The following is a 20,002-nucleotide window of genomic DNA, read 5'->3' on the forward strand; positions in this document are numbered from 1 at the left end:
TAATCCTCTAAATCTTTTAGTTTGTCTTTTGGAACCGTAATGCTAATGAAGCGGCCCCGATGACCCCAGCGTCATTTCCGAGTTGTGCTAGCCGCAGCTTGGTTGAATCCCGAACTGCTGGGAAGGCATTTTCTTGGAAGTAACGGGTCGTCGGTTGTAACAAGGTGTTGCCGGCGTTTGAGACCCCACCACCGATGATGATGTTGGCTGGGTTCAAGATGTTGGCAACGTTAGCCAAGGCTAAACCTAAGTAGAACGTCACCCGGTCAACGACTTGGTTGGCCAAGATGTCGCCGTTGTCAGCCAAATAGAAGACCATCTTAGACGTGACGCTTTCCTGATTGTCTTCCATTTCCTTCAAACGTGACGTGCCCATGAAGTCCTTGGCCATGTCAGAAGCCACGTGAACAACCCCAGTTGCTGAAGCGTATTGTTCCAAGCAACCGCGCTTGCCACAGGTACACAGGTAACCGTTTGGTTGCACCGTGACGTGGCCGAGTTCACCGGCCCCACCGTTGATCCCGTGCAACAGGTGACCGCCAGCGATGACCCCACCGCCGACACCGGTTCCTAAGGTAACGAAGACGACATCTGCGTCCTTTTCACCGGCACCCTTCCAGTATTCACCCAGGGATGCCACGTTGGCATCGTTGTCCAAGATGAATTGCAGGCCGATACCTGCTTGAATCTGGTCACGAACCTGTTGACGCTTCTTCCAGTTTAAGTTGAAGGCCCCGATGACCGTCCCATTTTCAATGTCGACTGAACCGGGCGTCCCCATCCCGATACCGATAAAGTCGTTTTTGCTAAATACTGAGTTGGTAATGTGTTGATTGATCGAATCGATAATATTGGGAACGATGTGGCTACCTTCGTCTGAGATATCCGTGGGAATGCTCCACTTTGCCAGAATTTCTCCAGCGGTGGAGAGGAATGCCATCTTTGTCGTAGTCCCGCCTAAATCGATTCCAATTAAATTCCGTGCCATACTCTAAATCCCTCCAATGGATTGGTGCTGATCTCTTGCATGTTGTACTTCAATGCGGTGTTCATGTGTGAGAACCACCTTAGCCGCCACAAAGGTCTTGTCATCGACCACCCGTGCTTTACGGAGGTGATCCAATTCCAATGCCATGACTTCGATGTCCCAAAGACGTTTGCCCACGTAGACATAAATACCAAATTTTTTAAGTAGCTGCTGAACATCATATAACGTTTTCATTGTGCCACAACCTCCGTGAAATTGCACGGGACATTTTCGCTTCTACTGCGCCATGCCGTGCATATACAGCCAGACCAATCCACCAATCAAGACGATAGTTGCTACAACGCGTTTAACTACGCTAACCTTACCAATTCTAGGAACACCCAATGAATACGCTACCAAAAAGCCGGCAGCCAGTCCACCAATGTGCCCTGCTAAATCAATCCCTGGTGCGAATAAATCAAAGATAATGTTCATCACGACAAAGGCCAAGAAGGTCTGGGCGAGCTGACGAATCACTGGATTCTGCCAGAAGGATTCCCCGAGCATCATGAAGGCCCCAAACAGGCCGAAGATGGCCGTGCTGGCCCCCGCTGATAAACTATTCGAGAAACAGAAGCTGGCGACGTTACCGCCGACCCCAGACACCAAGAACAGTACCAGGAACCGGGCGTGGCCGAATGCTGCTTCAATCTGAATCCCCACAAAGTACAGGGTGATCATGTTCATCAAGATATGGGTAAACCCGATATGCAGGAACATTGGCGTAAAGAGCCGCCACCATTCGCCCTGTTGAATCAGTGGGTTCAGCTTCGCACCAAAGGTAATCAAGACGTTTGCACTGGTACTTCCACCGTCTAACGTCATGGCACCGTATACCAGAACCATGATCACGATGAGGCCGACCGTCATGAACGGATATTGATTGAGCCGATTGAGCCGATACTTCATTTGCTGCGCCACGATGCCGCTTCCTCTCTATTCTAAATTAGCGGCTAGTACCGCGTCCAATAATATGTCAAAGGAATCAACATGCCAAGTCGGTGCGGCAATCTGCTGGGCGGGTAAGGCTAAGGCAACCTTAGTCCCCGTTGTCTTAGGCAGGTAGCGGTCATAGTAACCACCACCGAAGCCAACGCGCTCACCAGTGGCCGCAAAGACCAATCCAGGCACAATAATGAGGTCGAAGTCGGCCGGATCGATCACCCGATTATCTTGCGGCTCCATCAGGCCGAATTTCGTCCGGATCAGCGTGGTTGTCTCATCCATCACGTGAAAGGCCATCTGGCGTTGTGGTAGTGTCTGCGGGACTGCTACCGTCTTGCCATCGGCCTGTGCCCGTTCGATAATCGGCCGGGTAGCAAGCTCAAAGCCGCCACTGATAGTTGTCGCAATCGTTGTCGCCTGCTGATAGGCTGGCAACGCCCACAGCTGTCGATAGAGGTCATCAGACGCCCGTCGACGGTCGACAACAGCCATCGCAGACAGGGCCTTAATCGTTTGTTGCCGAATCTCTGCTTTACTTGGCATCATTTACCCCCTTGATTCATTCGATGTATAAAAAAAGGGTCGGACTCTCGCCCGTACCCTTACTTAGTTTCGCGATGCAAAGTTACTTTCCGGTCACGTGGGCAGTACTTCTTAAATTCAACACGATCCGGGTTATTACGCCGGTTCTTGCTGGATAAGTAGTTGCGTTCGTGGCATTCAGTACATTCTAAAGTGATGTGTACACGCATTATGGGTAACCTCCCAACTTGTTCATAATTACAGGCATGAGCCTTAACTCGTAATATATTACCATTATTTCGGGACAATTACCAGCCATAATTCTAAATATGTTAAGGAAAAATACTTAACAGCTAAATTACCTAGAGTTGCAATCGATTCGGTGACCGATGATTGTCCTACTGTGTCGGGCTGGTAAACCAGTGGTCCAATTGCTCCCGACACAGATTTATTATACACCCTTACTTTCAATGTCCTGGAAACTATTACAAATTTGCCAATAATAATTGAAAAACCACAGGTCAACGAGCTAAGGGATTAGTCACCTAGCTCACACGATTTCGCAACATTTTACTGTTTGAGAGCCATCCTAAACTAGAAGGAACAGAACGTAGCTAGCCGTGACGGCGGCGTTAGACCGGACATTTGACTCTCCCAGCCTTACTACGCCGGGTTCCAAGTCGAGGTGAGAGACCGCTGCTCAGGCTCGAACCGGTCCCCACAGCAGGCGGAATTCTGGCAGCCACAGGCGACTGTTCAACAACACTCTAGGTAATGCAAAAGCGGTGTGAACTATCCGACGAATCGGATCATTCACACCGCTTTAAACTGTCTTACTGATTAATTGTGGAAGTTGATTGAACCGTCTTCCAGTATGCTGCATAAATCTTCTTGGCCAACGTCATGTTGTTACTTTCAGCGTTGACACCCAGGTTAGGCATAGCCAAGGCCACAACCACTTGTGGATGCGTTGACGGTGCGAAAGACGCCAGACTCAGAGTAACCGTTTCGTTCCCCTTGTAGTACGTTTGCGCCGTCCCAGTCTTGGCAGAGATCTTAGGCGTAATGGAAGACATTGCCCCACCGGTCTTGTAGGTGTTGCTCCCATGAACCACGTCGTAGAGCCCTTCCTTGACTAAGTTCTTCTGTGCAGTCGTCATGTCAATGGTGTTCAAGACCTTAGGTTCAACGGTCGATTTAACCGCGCCTAATTGTCCATTTGAGGTCGTCCCACGAATGGATTGAACCACGTGTGGTGCGATCCGCGTGCCACCATTGGCAATGGTCGACATGTACTGAGCCACTTGCATGACCGTGTAGGCATCGTAGTTCCCGAAGGACAAGTCCAGTGCGTTCCCAATGTGGGCAAACGAACTCGACCCTTCCAACCCGGCACTTTCACCAGGCAAGTCGATGCCGGTCTTAACACCCAAACCGAACTGCTTAAAGTAGCCCCGTTCGATATCGAACGCTTTGGTGCTCATGGTCAAAGCAGCACCGGAAGAATAGTTAAATCCGGCTTCCTTCATGGCCAATTGCATCATGTAGGAGTTAGAAGATACTTCTAGGGCGCCAGCGGCATTGACGGCGATATTAGAACCGCCCCCGTGGTTAAACCAGGAAGACTTCTTGACCCCACCAACAGTGATCGGCATATCGGTCAGCGTACTATTGGTAGGCGTGATGACACCCTTCATTAAGGCACCAGAGACCATGGCTCCCTTGACGACGGACCCCATAACGATATCACTGTTGATCGTACCCAGCGCGTTATCGGTCGTCTTACCCGTTGAAGGATTGCGGTCGACACCGGCCATCCCAATGACCCCACCAGTGTTGGGGTTCATAACAACGGCATAGGTCCCCGTCGAATTACCACCAGCACCGGCCTCAGCCGACTTGACTAGGGATTGCAGTTGACTCTGGAACTTGGAGTTGATGGTCAATTGAAGGTTGTCCCCCTTTTGCCCACCGTACTTCTTGACTTCCTTCGTCACTGTATTGTTCCCAGCCACTTCGACCTGCTTTTCAGCCTTGGTCCCACGCAGAACAGATTCATACTCCTGTTCCAGGTAGGATTGTCCGACACTGTCATTTCGAGAATAGCCTTGCGCCAACAGTTCGTTGACTTTATCACTTGGCAACCCAGTCTTTTCAGACGAAACGGTCCCGATGATGGAATTCATCGATTTTCCGTTCGGGTAGTTCCGCGACCAGCTCGTCCCCACCTGAACCCCAGGCATTTCAGACAAGTGTTCACCGATTTCGGCAATTTCTTGACTGGAGACACCCGAGTCCTTGATGTAGGTGGTCGACAGGGCGTAGGCCCCACTCATCTTCGCAAAGATAGCGGCGGCATTCTTTTGGGTCTTGGTTAATTTAAAGGATGAATCGTCTTCCAAATAACTCAAGGCCTTGTTGTAGAGTGCCGTTGTCGACAGTCCCTTGGTCCCGGAAAGCTTGCTTTCGACCGCCTTTAACCGCTTTTGATCGGTCAAATAGTAGTCGATCGACTGCCGGGGCGTCAATGAACTGGTTGAAACGGTCAAATAATTTCCTAACTTGTTGGCGATGTCATACATGCTTGTCGACAGCACGTTGACTCCCTTCGTATAGGAAATTGCTTGATGGGCCTTGTTTCCCACTAAGACCTTACCGGTGGAATCGTAAACCATCCCCCGTTGCACGTTCGTCGTCTCAATGGTGGTATCGGTCGAATTGACCTCCGCCTTAAATTTCGACCCGTACATCACTTGCAAATACGCCAACTGACCGATCAGCGCCGCAAATAACAGGGCAACGATAATGAATAGGAAGTTTAACCGAAACGGAATCTGTGACCGCTGAGGGCCGCCAGACCGCTGATTTCGATTACTAACTCGATTATAAAAATTCTTCACAACAGCTCTGCTCCTTATTGTACAGCTACTATTTTACCAAACTTCGCTGGAGACAACTATCCCGCTACCGAAATTTAATGTTTCTATGCTATTCTAGAGAGCAGAAAGCAAAATGTACAGGCTCCAAGGTAACTTTTACAATTTCTAAAGATTGAGGTGGCTTACTTGCAAGTTCGAAACCGGCGCTGGCGCCTCTCGCCACGCCAATTTACCCTACTTGGGGCTTTTTTAGCTCCTTTCATTCTCATGACGGCCTATTTCATCTACCGCCAAATGGCGCCATTCGGGTCGAGTAGTCTGTTAACAGTCGATTTAGGGCAACAATACATCGACTTCTTTGCTTACATGCGACGGGCGTTACTCCACGATCCTAGTAGCATCTTCTATTCCTTCGCCAACGGTTTGGGGGGCGAGATGCTGGGGACCTGGGCCTACTACCTGCTGAGTCCCCTGAACTGGATCTTACTCCTGTGTCCGGGTGCCTCCCTAACCACGGGGGTCTTCTTTCTGACCGTGATCAAATACGGTCTGGCAGGATTGACCTTTGCTTGGGTGCTACTCAAGACAACACAGCAATCCGGTCTAAAGGCGATTACCTTTGCCACGGCCTACGCGCTGATGGGCTGGTCGATTGCCAATCAACTGAATATCATGTGGCTGGACGCAGCCTACCTATTGCCACTGGTCTTCTACGGCCTGTATGTACTGATTCACACGGGCAAGTGGCGGACCTACGTCATTTGGCTGGCGATTAGCTTAATTGTGAACTACTATATGGCCTACATGATCTGTCTCTTTATGATTCTGACGTTCATTTACCTGGCCGTCGACCGCTACACGAACTTCCGTGGCTTCATGGCCCAGGTTGGTCGCTTCGCCTGGACGTCGATTACGGCTGGGTTACTCTCGGCAGTTATTTTACTGCCAACCTGGTGGTCGTTGTCTCAGAGTAAGGCGCAATACACGGTCACAACCTTTAAGTGGAAATTCGAATTTTTCCCACCCAAGATGCTTGCCAAATTCTTCCTGGGTGCCTTCAACTTTGATCAAATGCCCGACGGCACAGCAAACCTGTTCATCGGAGCAATCGCCCTGCTCGGGGCGCTCTTCTACTTCGGCGACCGCAAAATTGCGTTGCGTACCCGCATCACGGCCGGGATCATCACGACCTTTCTGGCACTGTCCCTGTGCTTCCAGCCACTAGACTTACTCTGGCACGCCGGTCAATTTCCCGTCTGGTACCCTTACCGATTCTCCTTTATCGTCAGCTTTTGGCTGATTTGGTTAGCGGCGCAGACGTTGACCAACGACTTTGAGCCCGGCTGGTTCGCTATTGCACTAGTCACCATCATCGTGGTTGCCGGTGCAGCCTATGTGGCGCTCAACCTGAAGCTATTTAAATTTCTACAAATGAACCAAGTCCTGCTGGGCATGTTCTTCGTGGTCATGGCACTCGTGCTGACCACGCTGCCTATCAAGCATCACTGGATCTATCCATTTCTCTTCTTTGTCATCGGCGTCACCGAAATCTCGGCCAACGCCTTTACCTCGCTCAATAACATTAGTTACGTCTCACAGAGTGAATACGGCAACTATACCAATGAGCTTCAACGGTTGGTCAATAAGGTACAGAAGAACGATAAGGGTACCTACCGGATGGGCAAAACCTTCATGCGGACCAAGGGGGATGCTTTCCAGACCGGCTTCAACGGTGGTGGTGTCTTCTCCTCAGTTCTGCCTAAGGCGGTGCCAACCTTCTATGGCAATACCGGGAGTCCGGATGGTGACGGATTCGTCGCTTACACCAACGGGACCCTGGTCACCGATTCACTGCTGAACATGAAGTACTACTTCCAGCAAAAAGAATTATCTGGCGCACTCAGCGGCTCTAGTATGCTGCCTGCGATGTCTAACAAGGCCGACCTGGCCGATTACACCAAGATTGGGACCGATAACTGGGCAACGACCTACAAGAACCCCTACGCGCTCCCATTGGGCTATGCGGCAAGCTCACAAATTCTGTCACTCAAGAATAAGACGGCCGATCCTGCGCAGTATCAGGCTAACTGGCTGGCAGCGTTGACCGGTAATTCTGCGGACAGTAAACTTTACACCGCTCAGAACTTCGATCAAGTAACGTTTGCCAATATTAACCAGCAAACGAAGATCACCGGTGCCGTTCTCCAGAAGAAAAACCTGTTGAAGCCCGGAAGTATCACGTTGACCATGAAACCAACGACCAACGATCCGTACTACCTAACCTTTGGATCCACGGTCAATCCGGACAACGCGACCTTCGTCCTGAATGGCAAGACACTAAACCAGTACAAGACTTATCGCAATACGATTCTGGTGAGTGTGGCCGATCACGCTAAGGGTAAGACCGTCAAGCTGACGATTACCCTGAAGAAGGGCTCGCTGTGGTTGGAAAACTTCACGCTCTATAGCCTGAATACTAATGTCTTTAAGTCGGCAGTAACCCGGTTGCAATCCCAACCCTGGCACCTGACTAAGCACTCCAGTCGCTACTTCAGTGGTCAGATCACGACAACCAAGGCAGGCGAAGTCTTGAACACGTCCATTCCGTATTCACAAGGCTGGCACGCTACCGTTAACGGCAAGACGACCAAGACCTACAAGACGATTGGCATGTTTACTGCAGTCAAGTTACCTAAGGGTAAAAGTACCGTCACCCTGTCCTACTGGCCACCGCTGTTGAATCTGGGGCTGTTGATCAGTGGACTGACGCTGGTTGTACTGACTGGTGGCTGGTGGTTGATTCACCGGCGACACTAGAAACCCAAGCTTGACTTGAAACTACCAAAATCAAACCTGTCTAAAACAAAGAGATGCGCGATCCTGCCAGTTAAATTGGTGGGACCACGCATCTCTTTTCGTCTCTCTTAATTTTGAAGGTTGCTTGCTGTGGCTCAAATACTACCGGAGTCCTCCGGGAAACACAAGTGAAACCGGCCAGCTAGTAGAAATTCACTATAATTTTGCTTATACAAAAGGCTCTGAGGCGTGTTCCAGAGCCAAAGTTACCACGAATTTTGCCATGGTCATTATTCGAATTTTAGTCTTGCTTACCGTCCAGCTCCCCGTTGTCCTCGTAGATGTAGGTAGGACCATCCGTCTTAGGATCGTAATCGATCGTTAGGTCATAGCCGACAAAAAACCACTGGTCGCCCTCGGTGATATAGTAGGTCACGTCGTCCTTGGTCTCCGCCACGATTGGATCGCGGGGATGATCATCTGGGGTCATCCCCAGTGAAAATCCTTCATGCACCGGGGTCTTGCCATAAACTTTTCCGAAGAAACGGATACCGCGTCCAGTCATTCCCATTTCCTCTCGAAACCATTTACTTGCTGCATCAGTAACCGTAATTTTCATTATCCAAGACTCCTCTTAGGCAGACTGTGAATCCGTTTTCATTCTCCTCCTCTTTATAACACGAGGAGGCAGTTCTTGGCAAGTTTCTTACACAAAGCTCCACTTTTCTAAGTATCAATTTCAACATTAATTATCCTCTAAAATACAAAAAAGAACCAACCCCCGCAGGATCAGTTCTTCAAAATACAATTTATTCCACATCCAAAACCTTAACGGACATGTCGCCACCTGGCGTATCGAACGTGATTTCTTCACCCTTGCGGTGGCCTAACAGGCCCTTAGCAATTGGGGAATCGTTTGAGATCTTACCAGACATTGGGTCGGCTTCAGCGGCCCCTACGATAGTGTATTCTTCGGGTTCTTCATCGGGCAATTCCTTGAAAGTAACCTTCTTACCAACCGTGATTTCGTCCTTGTCGGTCCCATCATTATCGATGATTTGGGCGTATTGCAGCATCCGTTCAACGGTGCTGACCCGCGTTTCCAACATACTTTGTTCGTCCTTAGCTGATTCGTATTCTGAGTTTTCAGATAAGTCCCCGTAAGAACGGGCAATCTTGATCCGGTCAATGACCTTAGGCCGTTGAACCATCTTTAAGTCTTCGAGTTCTGCCTCGAGCTTTTCCTTACCTTCTTCAGTCATTGGATACATTTTATCTTGTGCCACACTGGCCACCCCTTAATTGGTATATTTTTAAATATTGACGCGCACGCCAATCTAAATTTTTGTTTGTAGAAAAGGTTAGCCGATTTACCAGCTAACCCGTCCTATTCTATATGGTTGTATCTGGATTGTCAAAAACTTCTTCATTGCCACTAGCTTCGAGGATTGCCCGAATCTTGGTGACCAATAGGTCGATAGCGACTTGGTTTTCGCCACCTTCAGGCACAATCAAGTCCGCGTAACGCTTGGTTGGTTCCACGAATTGATGGTAAGTTGGCTTAACCGTTGCGAGATATTGTTGAATGATAGATTCCAAGGACCGGCCCCGTTCATTCATATCCCGTTCGATCCGCCGAATGATGCGGATGTCATCGTCCGTATCAACGAAGACCTTAATATCCATCAGGTCCCGTAGTCGTTCGTCATCCAGAATTAAGATCCCTTCCAGAATGATGACGTCACGCGGTTCCTGGTGAATCGTCTTGGTGCTTCGCGTTGAAAGCGTGTAATCGTAAACTGGTTTTTCAATCGGCTTACGGTCCAACAGCTGCTTGAGTTGTGAGATCAACAGGTCCGTATCGAAGGCCAGTGGGTGGTCGTAGTTGACGGCTGCCCGTTCCTCCATCGTCATTTCAGACTGATCGTTGTAATACGAATCCTGTTGTAAAATCATGATTGAATGTCCAATCAATTGATTAAAAATTGCCCGACTAACCGTTGTCTTACCACTACCGGAACCCCCGGTAACCCCAATAATAATCGGTCGCTTTTTGTCTGCCAACACTGTCGCCATCCTTTACTTATTATCGCTTGCTAATGAACTGGTCTTTTCTTGATGCTCTGCGTAAGTCTGGGAGAAGTAAACTTTCCCAGTCTTGGTATTTGCAATGAAGTAGTAGTACCCCTTCTTCTGGTCCTTCGGGTGCAGTACCGCATTGATTGAGGAAACACTTGGATTATCAAATGGCCCTGGGCCGTACCCCGTATGCACATACAGATTGTATGGTGACTTAACCTTCAAATCTTTGTAGGTCAACGTCTTCTTGGTGGTCTTCAAGGCATATTGCACGGAAATATCGGATTGTAAGGCCATCCCTGCCTTGATGCGGTTCAAGAATACACCGGAAATCTTATCCCGGTCGGTCTGTGAGACCCCTTCACGTTCAACCAGGGACGCCAACGTCATGACCTCTTGGACACTCCGTTTTTGTTTCTTGATTGTCGCATAGTTGCCTTGCAGGTTCTGATTAGACTTGGCCACCATCTGGGTGATGATGTCTTTCAACGTCATCTTCTTACCGGCTTGGTACGTGGCGGGTGCCAGGTAGCCTTCTAACCGGTAACGAACATGCTTAGCGGACTTCGCGGAGCTCAACAGTTGTGGATATTTCTTCGCCAACTGATTGAAGAACGCTTCATCCTTCATCAATTTCAAGAATTCCGCCTTGGTGAAGTCGGTCTGAATAGGAATCTCAGCGGCCAACTGGTCGACATTTTCTCCTTCACGAACCAACAGCTTGCCTGCCGTACTCTGGATAGGTTCAGCCGAACCACCCTTCTGTAACTGCTTAGCAATCTGATTGAGCGTCATGGACGGTTTCAACTGGTAATACCCCGCCTGAAAATTCGTGAACTTATTTGATTTCACGTAGTAATTGAAGACCATCCCACTCTTAACGACCTTTTTATCCTGCAAGATCTGTCCAATCTTGTTGGAAGTCGCCCCAAGGGGAACGTGGACTTGTACCACGTTATTATTCTTCGTATTCATGGGCTTGAGTGCCGTCTGGAAGTAATGATACCCGAAGATTCCGATAATCACTGCCAGCAGGACTAACAAACTCGCCACGCCAACCATAATTCGCCGGCCAAAAGACCGCTTCTTGCCCGAATCCTGTCTTGACGGTGTGGGCGTATTGCCATTATCCAACTTATTTCCTCCGTTCTATGCCATAGTCTTCTTTATTATACAGAAAATCTGAGGCTGTGGGGGCTTGAAATGCTACTTTGAGAAAAATTTAGGAAAAGAGTGCGGTAAAAGAGTGTGGAAGCAGGCGGGAGTTAGTGAGCATTAACGTCAATAAGGATAAAAGCCCGGACCTGGCTTTTTCCTTATTGGGGTTAAGCGGAACTGACTGACTGCTGGAACACGTTTCGGCTATAGAAAATTAAGGCGAGCTCCAAACAAATATAAGCTCGATATCTAATCTTTCCCTTAACCGAAATCAAACGCAGTGCCCCACCTTCTGTACCCCATTTCAGCTACAGAAAATCAGAGCAAGCCCCAAACCAATCGCCACACGCCACTGATTCAAACTCAGAGCACACCGTCAGCGGCCGACCCAAAGTCCTCAGCCTGCCCTAACACTTCCCCTAAAAACTTTCCCATTCGCCAAAGACGCGTTTGACTTCCTACCCAGGAATCAAGCGCGTCTTTATCACGATTTACTAATGAATCTGAATTAACGAATCTGAGCGCCTAAGTCGTCTTCCAGACGCTTAGAAACCTTATCGAAGGCCTGGGTCACAGCGTCATCTACCAAGGTTTCATGCTTGTCTTGGTAAGTCAGCGTGTAAGCCAAGGACTTCTTGCCCTTTGGTACCTTAACCCCATCGTACACGTCAAACAGCTTGACGGACTGAAGGAAGGCACCCCCGCGGCGTTCGATCAACGCAACGACTTGATCGTTCGTCACATTGTCGTCCACGAGCATGGCAATGTCTCGCGTGATAGCTGGGTAACGAGAAATCACGTCGTATTGGTTTTCTTGCTTAGGCATATCGATGATGGCCTGTAAGTTCAATTCGAAGACGTAAGTGGCACCAATCTTGAATTGCTTGGCAATCAACGGGTGAATCTGCCCTAAGAAACCAATCCGGTGGCCGTGAACTAAGACGTCCGCGGTCCGACCGGGATGCATTTCAGGCATATCGGTATTTGGTTCATAAGTCACGTCACCATTGACCGCCATGTCCTTCAAGTAAGCCGCCACAATACCCTTCATTTGGAAGAAATCAACGGGTTGCGCTGGTTGGTTCCAGGCTTCAGGCATCAAGGTCCCGGTAATGGCACCGGCGATGTGCTCCTCTTCGCTAGGACGGTCGTTGCCATCCTCACGGTAGAAGACCCGGCCTTGTTCGTAAAGGGCCACGTCCTTAACCTTCCGGGCGGAGTTGTAAGCGATGTCGTCCAACAAACCGGAAACCACGTTCATCCGTAGGACAGCGTGGTCCATGCTCATTGGCCAAGCCAAGTTGGTCGTTTCGCTGGCTTGCATCATGAACATCTTCGCCTTTTCTTCGGTCGTCAAGGCGTAGGAAATAGCTTGGTTCAGGCCTAAGCCTTCGAGGGAGTGACGCGTTGCGCGCATCAGGCGTTGTTTAGCCGTCAGTGTCCCCATCGTCATCCGACCAGTTGGTAACGTGGCTGGTAATTGGTCGTAACCGTAGATCCGAGCGATTTCTTCCAGCAAATCAGCTGGAATATGAATGTCGTTCCGACGAACAGCGACCGTCACCGTCAACGTATCGCCGTTAACAGCCACTTTAAAGCCCAAACTTTCCAGAATGTGGGAAACTTGATCCATGGTCAATTCCGTTCCGAGAATGGCGTTGACGTGGGTCAGCGTAATGTCGATAACGGCGGGTTCAGGAATGTTGCTGTTGCCAACAACGGAGCCCGTTTGGACTTCCCCATCAGCGAGTTCGTTCATCATCTGAGCGGCAGCGTCCAAGGCTTCTTGCACACCAGCTTGGTTAACGCCCCGTTCGAAGCGTTGGGAAGCATCCGTGTGGAGGTTATGCCGTTGGGCAGCCTTCCGAATGTGGTCGTGTTCGAAGACGGCGGATTCAATGGCCACCGTAGTCGTACCGTCCTGAATGGAAGCATCCAACCCACCCATGACACCGGCTAAGGCGATTGGGCCCTTTTGATCGGCAATCACAATATCATTTTCGTCGAGGTCGTGATCGTTTTCATCCAAGGTGGTCAACTTTTCGCCAGCCTTGGCAGTCCGCACGTAAACATCCTCACCATTGAATTTATCGTAGTCAAAAGCGTGCAGCGGTTGACCGTATTTCATCATAATGTAGTTCGTGATATCAACCACGTTGTTGATTGGCCGCATACCAGCGTTCCACAGACGAATCTGGAGCCACATTGGACTTGGGGCCAACTTCACGTTCTTCACCAGACGCATCCGGTATTGTGGTGATAATGCTTCATCCACGTGAACGGCCAATTGGTCAGCAATTGCAGCGCCAGCTTCCTTAACTTCTGGATGGTCTAATTCGACTGGCTTGTCATAAATGGCAGCCAAGTCATGCAACGTCCCGTAGAGGCTCAACATGTCCCCACGGTTAGGTGTTACATCGAGATCAATTAAGCTGTCGTTCATCCCTAAGTAATCGTACACAGCATCCCCAGGCGTTGCATCTTCTGGTAAGACATAGATACCATCCACATAGTCCTTAGGCACAACGTCTTCAGGGAAGCCAATTTCTTGTAAGGCACAGATCATCCCAGCGGATGGGATACCGCGCATCTTAGACTTCTTAATCTTAACGTTGTCGGCGATCCGTGACCCTGGTAAAGCCACAATGACGTTTTGACCGGCAGCCACGTTAGGCGCCCCACAAACGATTTGTAAGGGTTCATCTTCACCAACATCGACTTGGCACACGTGTAAGTGATCGGAATCTGGATGAGCTTCCAGGGAAAGGACGTGCCCAACCACGATCTTCTTCAGACCGTCGCTAGGTGTGGTCACACCGTCGACTTCCACGGAAGTCCGTTCGATTTTTTCTGCCAGATCAACGGGCTTAACATTTAAATCTAAATATTCTTTAATCCAATTGTATGAAATCTTCATGGTTGGCGATTATCCTTTCTTTGTGAATTGTGTCAGGAAGCGGACGTCGTTCAAGTAGAAGTTCCGGATATCATCGACACCGTACTTCAACATAGCGAACCGGTCGGGACCTACCCCAAAGGCAAATCCGCCGTAAACGTCTGGATCCACGCCAGCCATCTTTAAGACGTTCGGGTGAACCATACCGGCACCCAGAACTTCGATCCAGCCAGTGTTCTTGCAAACCTTGCAACCCTTACCGCCACAGTTGAAGCAGGTAATATCGGCTTCTACTGAAGGTTCGGTGAATGGGAAGTAACTTGGGCGTAACCGCACATCGAACTTGTCCCCGAACAATTCGTGGGCCAAGACCTGCAGCGTCCCCTTGAGGTCGGCCATGGTGATGTGCTTATCGATAACCAGACCTTCTACCTGATGAAACTGGTGAGAGTGGGTTGGGTCATCGGTATCGCGCCGGTAAACGACACCTGGGGAGATCATCTTCAATGGGCCTTTGCTGAAATCATGCTTTTCCAGCGTCCGTGCCTGCATTGGTGACGTCTGCGTCCGCATCAAAATTTCCTTCGTAATGTAGAAAGTATCCTGCATGTCACGGGCTGGATGATTCTTAGGCAAGTTCATCATTTCAAAATTGTACTTGTCTTCTTCGACTTCGGGACCGCTGAGCACTTGGTAACCCATGCCCAAGAAGAGGTCTTCAATCTGATCCACGATCTGTTGAATAACGTGGGGTTCACCCTTGGCAACCGGCGTTCCTGGCAAGGTCACGTCGATGGTTTCCTTAGCTAGTTGGGCGTTCAAGACAGCCTTTTCCAATTCTTCCTTACGTTGGGCAAGGGCGTTGGCTAAGTCGTCACGAATTTCGTTGGCAAATGCCCCAACTTTTGGCCGTTCTTCGGCATCGAGGTCCCGCATCCCGCGTAAGACTTCGGTGATGGGTCCTTTCTTCCCTAATAATTGGACACGCACTTGATTAACGTCTTTTAAATCTGATGAATCTTTAATATCTGCTAAACCGCGTTGCCGCAGTTCGCTGAGCTTATCCTTTAACGACATACGTCATCCTCCATTTTCTCTACTTTTCTACTTCCGGTTGGCTGAATTTTCCACAAAAAAAGGCTCCGTCCCCATAACTAGGGACGAAGCTTCGCGGTACCACCCTGATTCAGCTAGTCTCCTCGCGAAAACTAACCACACTCAGAAGTGATAACGGTCACTCACCGGAAAATCATTCATCGTGTCACCACGACTCCCGATTACAACTCAAGAACTGAATTCACCCAGTAATTTGAAGTTTGCTTCCAGTCTTGGCAAACTCTTCCTGACAAATTGCACCGGCTACTGCTTTTCTATCATCGTTTTTAAATTATTACATGTTATAGACTAGCCGACTTTTTCGATGCTGTCAACTACTTCTGGTCTGCCTCAGTTGGGCAATACCACTTATCCGACCAAGCATGAACCGCCGCCATGACGTCCTTAAACTCTTCACCCTTCTGCGTCAATTCGTATTCGATCAACGAATTGTCTGGAAAGGTTCGGCGAACGATCACACCATTGTATTCCAATTCCTTAAGTCGTTCGACCAAGACACGGTCGCTACAACGTGGAATCTTGTGTGCCAAGTCTCTGAACCGTTGTGGCCCCTCGTGGAGGAGCACATCAATAATCAGCCCGTTCCATTTCTTCCCTAGGAATGAGAAGGTCTGTTCAAACCGCGGACACAGCGCGAAATCCACGCCGCCTTCCTCAGGCTTTGTCTCTGATGACATCATTTGCATAGTGCTTCTGACCCCCCATTTCTCAACCGAAACTAGGCGTTAGGCGTAAGCTTTTCAACAAAGGCTTGGACGTGCTTGCGAGTTGGGCCAAAGAATTCATGGACCGCTTCGTAATCATCAACCAAGGAAACAATGGCACTTTCCCGATATTTAGGTGTTGCCAGAGTTGCGCCCCACATGTGTTTCAAGATAATATCCTTTTCCATGTCGTTCAAGTCGGTCAGCTTTTCAGCGTTCCGCAGAGCAACTCGTGGATGGATAAAAGCGTGCGAACCTAAGTTGAACTTCGTCGTGCGCCAATCATAATAGAATAAATCATGTAACAACCCACCTCGTGCGGTGGCCCGGGTATTCAAACCAAGTTTCTTTGCAACTAAATAACTGTTATAGGACACTGAAATTGAGTGTTCCAAACGCGTTGAATGGTGGTGCTGGGTGTAATTCGCCAGGCGTTGAACCGGCTCCTGTTCCAACAAGTCAGAAACTAAATCGAGGTACTCAGAGTCATCACGCCAAGTAAGTTTGGTCATAGAATGCTTCCTTTTCATTTAGAATTATGATTTTCAGTCATGCTTAATTACCCTATATCATACTTCCTTTTTGATAAAAAGCAATGAAAATGTTCTGAAAGTGATTGTGATTTACCGTTTCTTAACGTTCAGCCAACCAATCGGAACATCACGATGCCCGCTGCGACAGCCACATTAAGTGATTCTGCCTGACCCTTAATTGGAATGTAAAGGTTTCGTGTCGTTAACTGTTGCAGGTCAGGTGCCATGCCATTGCCTTCGTTACCCATGACGATTGCCCCGGCTTGCAAGGCATCAATGTCGCGATAATCCTTGGCCTGGGGATCCAGATTGGTCCCGTAGACCGGCAAGTGCCGCTGCGTAAAGACCGTGATCCACTCGTGCAGGTCACCTTCGACTAACTGAATATGGAATTGGCTCCCCTGCATGGACCGCAGTACCTTGGGCAAGAAACGGCTCGCACTACCCTGACCCAGTACAACGCCAGTCAAGCCAGCGGCATCGGCCGTCCGCACCATGGTGCCAATGTTACCGGGATCTTGGACCTGATCTAAGAACAGCCACGTGCCAGTCGCCGTTGCGGGATCAACCGCCGTATCATCCGGCATAGGGGCTGTTGCGAAGATACCTTGGGGCGTGCTGGTATCGCCCAGTGTTTTCGCAATGCTGTCAGTCAGTTCGAAGACGTTCACGTTAGCTGGGAAACTCCCTGTATGCGCGTCTAACTGCTCAGCGGTCCCCATGATGGCTGTGAGTGGCAGCTGGGCCTTCAGGGCCTCCTGTACCAAATGCCAGCCTTCTAACAGGTAAGACTGCGTTGCCTTCCGTCCCTTCTTCGAGGTTAAGGCCCGCCACTGCTTGACCCGTTTATTTTGACCCGACGTGATTTTTTCTTTCATATTAATTTATCCTCACTTTTAATGACTCATTTATTTATTTGCTAAATGTTCTTTATTAATGGTAGATTTACGTCAAAAGTTTGTTCATTCTCGTACAAGTCGGTTCCACCTGACCGCGGTCTCAATACCTTTCGCCGTTAGCGTTAGGCAAAACCGCATGGTTAATTCTACCATATCGCTAGGCAGACGCGACACTTCGCGGTATGATTAATCTAAATTTTCCAGCATAAGGGGGAACTTTTGTGGTCACGCAACACTTTTTAGTCACTGGTCAGGTTCAGGGCGTGGGCTTTCGCTGGTCCGCGGCCCGCTTGGCCCAGCAGTTAGGAATCACTGGCACCGTGCAAAATTTACCAACCGGTCAAGTCGCTATCGTCGCCAGCGGTAACCCAGAACAGTTAGCAGACTTTGCCCGCCAGATAAAGGCTGGTGTGACGCCTTGGGCTATCGTTCACGACCTTAAGGTAACCGCGGCTCGGACGCAACGATTTGCGGAATTCCGGATAATCACTAGATAATCATTTGAAAATCACCTACAAATCAAGTAATATGTTTGATGTTAGCGGCGTTTTCGTCGTTTGGGGGCGTCCGCGCTCTACGTTTTAAATACAAAGGGGTTCAAAATTAAAATGAAAATCTCCAAGAAAGTCACGGTTACCGGTGCATTGGCGGCTATGGCCCTCGTCCTGAGTGGCTGTGTGCAGACCAAGAATGGGAAACCGTATGGCTTCGTCTATGACTATCTGGCCGTCCCTGGACAACACGTAATGGACTGGCTCGCACAGGTCTTTGGCAACAGTTATGGGTGGGCAATCATTGGGTTAACCGTTATCGTGCGGATGGTCTTACTGCCAATCATGATCAAGCAGATGCGGAGTGCCACCGTGCAACAGGAAAAGATTTCGATGGTTCGTCCGCAAATGGCTGCCATGCAGAAACGGCAAAAAGAAGCAAAGACACCTGAAGAACAGACTGCTGCCAGCCAAGCCATGATGGCCCTGTATAAAGAAAACGGGATCAGCATGACCGGTGGTATCGGTTGTTTGCCATTATTGATTCAGATGCCAATCTTTGCTGCCTTATACGCCGCTATTCGGTACTCACCAGAATTATCTGGGGCCGTCTTCCTCACGATTCCACTTGGGAAATCTAGCTGGATTCTGGCTATTCTCTCCTTCCTATCCTACCTGTTACAGGGTTACTTATCTATGCTGGGGATGCCGGAAGACCAGAAGAAGCAGATGCGGTTTACCTTGCTGCTCTCACCCGTGATGATTTTATTCTTCACGATGAGCTCACCAGCCGGATTAGGCCTGTACTTCTTCGTCGGTGGACTGTTCGCCTGTGTCCAAACGTTAATTATCAACTTCTACCGGCCTAAGATTCGTCGGGAGATCAAGGAACAGATGGAAAGTCGTCCTAAGCCAAAGCCAGTTGTTGAACCGGTCGCTGCCAAGCCAGCAGCGCCGGCAACACCCGCTTCGTCAGCTGCCAATCAACCAGCTGCAGCCAAGATGCAAGACAAGAAAAATCGTAACCGCAATGCCGGGAAGCAACAACGGCACCATTAATCACAACTGAACGTTAAATCCCCCTCGCCGATATTGGTGAGAGGGATTTTTATTATCTTCACTTGTTAAGGCACATTGCTTTCGGTTGTTAGGAATTTCCATCTGCAATAGGGGCTGCTTCCAGGCACAGATCAGATTGAAGTCTCGAACGACAAACCCACCGTTCCCCGTCCTAAGTCCGTTACCGACCCAATACAATTCCGATTGGACTGTCGCTATCACAGCCTCTTAATGTTGCAACTGAATAAATAGGACACACGGAGACCTCAGCAACTGGATCAGAACTGTGGCTATGAAAAAGTCAATGTAATTGTATATAACAAAATCAACATTTTCTATATACAAAATGCCATATACCAGCATTAAGAGAAGCACCATCACGGGAGAATTTACATTCCTACAATGGCGACCCTTTTACGTTCAATAAATTACGACATCATCAAATTCTGTCGCACCCCGCTCGGTACTTCAGCCCGGTCAACGGCCTCCCAGGTCTCTACATTTTGCCCCTTAGTATTAATTTTAAGGTAACGGTTGGGCTTCAGCACCCACTGCGAATCAAATGTGAGCTTGCGCATCTGACCATGATTATTGTAGGTAGCCAATTCATAGACGTATTCCTTCTCGCCCCCACCGCCAATGTAATGGCGGATTGGTTTTACCGAGGTACTCGCGTAGACGTCTTCTGCCTTGACCGCTGGATTCACGTTGTCGATGGCCATAGCCAACTCGGTCCCGTGGTCCTTAGTTAAATTAGGCGTAATGACGGCGACCGCTCCAATTAAAACGATTAACCCCACGCAGAACATCCCAAACTTCATTAAAAATTTCATTTTCGTATCCTCCCCATATTAGTTAGCTACTATAGTAACTAACTAGTTATCATAGAATACCTGAT

At 49.1% G+C, this 20,002-nt stretch carries 19 protein-coding genes; 3 read left to right on the forward strand and 16 right to left on the reverse strand.

The genetic code is table 11. The features are described 5' to 3' along the window. Positions 1 to 16: 16 nt before the first annotated feature. The 6 genes from EKM73_RS09650 to EKM73_RS09675 form a co-directional block, all read right to left on the reverse strand. Entirely contained in the window at positions 17 to 988 is a 972-nt protein-coding gene (locus EKM73_RS09650; protein ID WP_020090034.1) for an ROK family glucokinase, read from the reverse strand. A 3-nt stretch (positions 989 to 991) separates the two neighbouring features. Continuing rightward, positions 992 to 1,222: a YqgQ family protein gene (locus EKM73_RS09655; protein WP_020090035.1), complete on the reverse strand. Its 231-nt coding sequence runs from the start codon at positions 1,220 to 1,222 to the stop codon at positions 992 to 994. A gap of 42 nt (positions 1,223 to 1,264) precedes the next feature. Continuing rightward, positions 1,265 to 1,936 carry a rhomboid family intramembrane serine protease gene (locus tag EKM73_RS09660; RefSeq protein WP_125701716.1) on the reverse strand — a complete coding sequence of 224 codons (672 nt, stop codon included), beginning with the start codon at positions 1,934 to 1,936 and terminating at the stop codon, positions 1,265 to 1,267. Positions 1,937 to 1,963: 27 nt separating this feature from the next. Next, positions 1,964 to 2,515: a 5-formyltetrahydrofolate cyclo-ligase gene (locus tag EKM73_RS09665; RefSeq protein WP_125701690.1), complete on the reverse strand. Its 552-nt coding sequence runs from the start codon at positions 2,513 to 2,515 to the stop codon at positions 1,964 to 1,966. Positions 2,516 to 2,574: 59 nt separating this feature from the next. After that, positions 2,575 to 2,724 carry a 50S ribosomal protein L33 gene (rpmG, locus tag EKM73_RS09670; RefSeq protein ID WP_011667723.1) on the reverse strand — a complete coding sequence of 50 codons (150 nt, stop codon included), beginning with the start codon at positions 2,722 to 2,724 and terminating at the stop codon, positions 2,575 to 2,577. Between the two features lie 603 nt (positions 2,725 to 3,327). Further along, positions 3,328 to 5,394 carry a peptidoglycan D,D-transpeptidase FtsI family protein gene (locus EKM73_RS09675; RefSeq protein ID WP_125701692.1) on the reverse strand — a complete coding sequence of 689 codons (2,067 nt, stop codon included), beginning with the start codon at positions 5,392 to 5,394 and terminating at the stop codon, positions 3,328 to 3,330. A 156-nt stretch (positions 5,395 to 5,550) separates the two neighbouring features. Between EKM73_RS09675 and EKM73_RS09680 the strand changes: the two genes are divergently transcribed. Further along, positions 5,551 to 8,190 (forward strand): YfhO family protein, encoded by a 2,640-nt coding sequence (locus EKM73_RS09680; protein ID WP_382387560.1) that lies wholly within the window; start codon positions 5,551 to 5,553, stop codon positions 8,188 to 8,190. 280 nt (positions 8,191 to 8,470) lie between these two features. On the opposite strand, the gene EKM73_RS09685 is transcribed toward EKM73_RS09680, so the two are convergent. The 9 genes from EKM73_RS09685 to EKM73_RS09725 form a co-directional block, all read right to left on the reverse strand. Then, on the reverse strand, positions 8,471 to 8,788 hold the full coding sequence (locus tag EKM73_RS09685) for a HesB/YadR/YfhF family protein (RefSeq protein WP_125701696.1): 318 nt from the start codon (positions 8,786 to 8,788) through the stop codon (positions 8,471 to 8,473). A 190-nt stretch (positions 8,789 to 8,978) separates the two neighbouring features. Further along, positions 8,979 to 9,455: a transcription elongation factor GreA gene (gene greA / locus EKM73_RS09690; RefSeq protein ID WP_125701697.1), complete on the reverse strand. Its 477-nt coding sequence runs from the start codon at positions 9,453 to 9,455 to the stop codon at positions 8,979 to 8,981. Between the two features lie 106 nt (positions 9,456 to 9,561). Continuing rightward, a complete protein-coding gene (udk, locus tag EKM73_RS09695) occupies positions 9,562 to 10,245 on the reverse strand; it encodes a uridine kinase (protein WP_125701699.1) in 684 nt (227 codons plus the stop codon). 3 nt (positions 10,246 to 10,248) lie between these two features. Then, positions 10,249 to 11,382: an endolytic transglycosylase MltG gene (gene mltG, locus EKM73_RS09700; RefSeq protein WP_125701700.1), complete on the reverse strand. Its 1,134-nt coding sequence runs from the start codon at positions 11,380 to 11,382 to the stop codon at positions 10,249 to 10,251. A gap of 532 nt (positions 11,383 to 11,914) precedes the next feature. Beyond that, positions 11,915 to 14,323 carry a phenylalanine--tRNA ligase subunit beta gene (gene pheT / locus EKM73_RS09705; RefSeq protein WP_125701702.1) on the reverse strand — a complete coding sequence of 803 codons (2,409 nt, stop codon included), beginning with the start codon at positions 14,321 to 14,323 and terminating at the stop codon, positions 11,915 to 11,917. A gap of 9 nt (positions 14,324 to 14,332) precedes the next feature. After that, positions 14,333 to 15,379 (reverse strand): phenylalanine--tRNA ligase subunit alpha, encoded by a 1,047-nt coding sequence (gene pheS, locus EKM73_RS09710; RefSeq protein WP_125701703.1) that lies wholly within the window; start codon positions 15,377 to 15,379, stop codon positions 14,333 to 14,335. Between the two features lie 353 nt (positions 15,380 to 15,732). After that, positions 15,733 to 16,104, reverse strand: a complete 372-nt coding sequence (locus EKM73_RS09715; RefSeq protein ID WP_125701704.1) for a winged helix-turn-helix transcriptional regulator — start codon at positions 16,102 to 16,104, stop codon at positions 15,733 to 15,735. Between the two features lie 32 nt (positions 16,105 to 16,136). Further along, positions 16,137 to 16,634: an HD domain-containing protein gene (locus EKM73_RS09720; protein WP_125701705.1), complete on the reverse strand. Its 498-nt coding sequence runs from the start codon at positions 16,632 to 16,634 to the stop codon at positions 16,137 to 16,139. Positions 16,635 to 16,762: 128 nt separating this feature from the next. Continuing rightward, positions 16,763 to 17,533 (reverse strand): TrmH family RNA methyltransferase, encoded by a 771-nt coding sequence (locus EKM73_RS09725; RefSeq protein WP_125701706.1) that lies wholly within the window; start codon positions 17,531 to 17,533, stop codon positions 16,763 to 16,765. A 242-nt stretch (positions 17,534 to 17,775) separates the two neighbouring features. On the opposite strand from EKM73_RS09725, the gene EKM73_RS09730 reads away from it, so the two are divergent. Both EKM73_RS09730 and yidC read left to right on the forward strand, forming a co-directional pair. Further along, on the forward strand, positions 17,776 to 18,051 hold the full coding sequence (locus EKM73_RS09730) for an acylphosphatase (protein ID WP_125701707.1): 276 nt from the start codon (positions 17,776 to 17,778) through the stop codon (positions 18,049 to 18,051). Positions 18,052 to 18,162: 111 nt separating this feature from the next. Continuing rightward, on the forward strand, positions 18,163 to 19,104 hold the full coding sequence (gene yidC / locus EKM73_RS09735) for a membrane protein insertase YidC (protein WP_125701709.1): 942 nt from the start codon (positions 18,163 to 18,165) through the stop codon (positions 19,102 to 19,104). 428 nt (positions 19,105 to 19,532) lie between these two features. On the opposite strand, the gene EKM73_RS09740 is transcribed toward yidC, so the two are convergent. Continuing rightward, positions 19,533 to 19,937 carry a YxeA family protein gene (locus tag EKM73_RS09740; RefSeq protein ID WP_125701710.1) on the reverse strand — a complete coding sequence of 135 codons (405 nt, stop codon included), beginning with the start codon at positions 19,935 to 19,937 and terminating at the stop codon, positions 19,533 to 19,535. Between the last annotated feature and the right edge of the window lie 65 nt (positions 19,938 to 20,002).

The sequence above is a fragment of the Levilactobacillus fuyuanensis genome (assembly GCF_003946395.1).
Classification (GTDB): Bacteria; Bacillota; Bacilli; order Lactobacillales; family Lactobacillaceae; genus Levilactobacillus; species Levilactobacillus fuyuanensis.